The 3,019-nt window shown below is 73.4% G+C and carries 1 protein-coding gene and 1 pseudogene; both read left to right on the top strand.

The annotated features are described in order from the left end of the window. Positions 1-60: 60 nt before the first annotated feature. Positions 61-947 (top strand): annotated as a pseudogene (locus tag AC08OQ_RS18920) (FAD binding domain-containing protein). Continuing rightward, a partial coding sequence (pucD, locus tag AC08OQ_RS18915) for a xanthine dehydrogenase subunit D (RefSeq protein ID WP_476602357.1) occupies positions 944-3,019 on the top strand: 2,076 nt, incomplete at its 3' end. The pseudogene AC08OQ_RS18920 and the gene pucD, both read left to right, overlap by 4 nt.

Raw genomic sequence — 3,019 nt, 5'->3', positions numbered from 1 at the left:
ATCAACGAATGGCTGCCCCGATAAACTTCCCAAACAGGCCCTAGCGGTGCGACGGCCGTCATGTTCCGTCCACGCACGGTAGGGGAGGCAGTGGAGATGCTGGCCACCGCCCGTGACGCCGGCAGGGCGGTCGATCTGCTGGGCGGCGGCACCGATCTCGTCCCCGCTCTCCGGTCCGGCGAGCGTCGGCCGGGAGCGGTGGTCGCCCTGCGCCGGGTTCTGGAACTGCGGGTCCGCGGCGCCGGGGCGGATTCGCTCACCGTCGGTGCGGGCGTGACTTACACCGATCTCGCGGGCTGGTCACTGTCGCCTGGCCTCGCCCTCGCCGCCCGAGTGGTCGGTTCCGCGCAGGTCCGCAACCTCGGCACGGTCGGTGGCGCGCTGGGCTCGGCACGTCCCACCGGCGACCTGCTCACCTTCCTCACCGCCGCGGACGCCGAGATCCTCGTGGCCTCGCCGCGCGGACCCGGCCGGATGACGCTGCCCGCGTTCCTCGCCGACGGGCTCGCCCCCGACGCCCTGGTCACCGCGGTAAGGCTGCCGCGGCCGGCCGGACCGCAGAGCTATCTCAAGATCGGGGGCAGGCAGGCCGCCTACCAGGCGTTGGTGTCGTGCGCCGTCCTCGTCGACCGGATGCGCCATCGACTGGCCTGCGCGATCGGGGGGGGGGTCGGCTGCCGATCCGGATAACCGTCGCCGAGCGGTTCGCACACGACGAGGTGGACTGGTCCGCAGGGGCTGCGTCCTCGTCGGCGGCCCGCCGGTTCGGTGAGCTGGTGAGCGAAGCGGTCTGGCGGGCCGGGCCGGAGCTCGCGGCGGGTCCGCGGGTCTCCGCCGACTACCGCCGGCATGCTGCCGGCGTGCTGGCCGCCCGGGCGTTCACCCGATGCCTGGATGCCGCGGGGGCGCCGGTGGACCCTGGAGCCGGGCAGGACGCCCGGCCATGACCGCCCGTTTCGCGGGGGAGGTCCCGGCCGGACCGCCGGCCGGGTCGTCCTGGCCGGACGACGGTGTCGTCGCGCCGTATCACCTCCATGTCGACGGCTTCCTGCACACGGTGGCCGGCGCCTGGATCGGGGACTCCCTGCTCACCGTCCTGCGGGACGTCATCGGGGTGACCTCGGTGAAGGACGCGTGCGAGCAGGGGCGCTGCGGTGCCTGCTCCGTTCTCCTGGACGGCCGGTTGGTGGCGTCCTGCACGGTGCTCGCCGCGGACGCCGACGACGCCCAGGTGATCACCGTTACCGGTCTGAGGACGGCGGGACCCGCCAGGGCCGTGCGGGCGGCGTTCCTCGAGGAGGGCGCCGTGCAGTGCGGCTTCTGCACCCCAGGGTTCGTGGTCGCGGTGACGGACCTGCTCACCCGGCGGCCGGATGCGGACGAGGAGGAGATCAGGGAATCGTTGGCCGGCAACATCTGCCGGTGCACCGGTTACGGCCGGATACTCGCTGCCATCAGAACAGTGCAGGCTGAGCGGGGCACCCTGCCTTCGGGGGATACACCTGCTCCGCCCCACCGGGGGGGTGGGCCGATGAGTCCGGGGATCGGTCGTCCGGTGCGTCGTCCGGACGGGCCGGACAAGGTGACCGGTAGCTTCTCCTACGTTGGTGATCTGCGTGTTCCGGGGATGGTGCATGCCCGCACCCTGCGATCGCCCCATGCCCGGGCGCGGATCCGGCGCGTCGACGTCGACGCCGCGCGCCGGCTGCCCGGCGTCGTGGGGGTGGTGACCGCCGCCGATGTCCCCGGCACGGCCACCTACGGGCTGATCGTCGCCGACCAGCCGGTGTTCGCCGCGACCGAGGTCCGGTACGCGGGGGAACCGGTCGCCGCCGTGGCTGCGGTCGACGTCCGGACCGCGCGCCGGGCGCTCGCCGCGATCGAGGTGGACTACGAGCCGCTGGCACCTTCGACCGACCCCGACCGGGTATGGCAGCCGGATGCCGAGCCGCTGCATCCGGCGGGCAACCTGTACCGCGAGATCGAGCTGCGCCACGGCGATCCCGACGCGCTCGGCCCGGTGGTGGTCGAGGACCACTACCTCGTCGGGATGCAGGACCAGGCGTTTCTCGCTCCCGAGGCGGCCCTGGCGATGCCGGCCGCCGATGGTGGAGTGGACATGCGGGTGGCGACCCAGTGGCTGCATTCGGACCGGGAGCAGATCGCGGCCTGCCTCGGTCTCCCGGAGGAGCTCGTCCGGCTCGCCCTGGCCGGTGTGGGGGGTGCCTTCGGCGGCCGGGAGGACGTCACCCTTCAGATCCACGGCGCCCTGCTCGCCCGGGCTACGGGGCTTCTGGTGCGGATCGCCTACGACCGGGTCGAGTCCTTCCTGGGCCATCCGCACCGGCATCCGGCCCGGATGTGGTTCCAGCACAGCGCCACCGCCGACGGGAACCTGGTCAGCGTGCGGGCGCGGCTGGTGCTGGACGGCGGTGCCTACGCGTCGTCCTCGCCGGCGGTGCTGGCGAACGCGGTCACCCATGCCGCGGGTCCGTACCGGGTCCCGAACGCCCACCTGCACGGAGTCGTCGTGCGGACCAACAACCCCCCGTGCGGCGCCATGCGGGGGTTCGGGGTGTCGCAGGTGACCATCGGTCACGAGGCCCAGATGGATCGGCTGGCCGACGCCCTCGGCATGGATCCGGTGGGCCTGCGCGTCCGCAATGCCGTCCGACCGGGGGATGTGCTGCCCACCGGTCAGGTGATGGGCGCACCGCTGCCGGCGCGGGAGGTCATCGAGGCGGTGGCCCCGCGTCCGCTCCCGCCGGCGATGCCGGCGAATGTCGCGGTGACCGCGTTGCCCGGCGGTCGACCGGCCGCGGCCGAACCGGGCCGGGTCCGTCGGGGGGTCGGCTACGCCCTGGCCTACAAGAACCTGCTCTTCTCGGAGGGCATGGACGACTCCTCCGTCGCCCGTGCCCGCCTGGAGTTGGCTGAGGACGGAACGGTGCGGGCCCGGCTGCACAGCGCGTGTGCCGAGGTGGGCCAGGGATTCGTGACGATCGCGGGGCAGATCGCC

The organism is Frankia sp. CcCS3 (genome assembly GCF_977927575.1).
The sequence above is the reverse complement of the archived record's forward strand: the minus strand, read 5'-3'. Positions and strand labels throughout refer to the sequence as shown.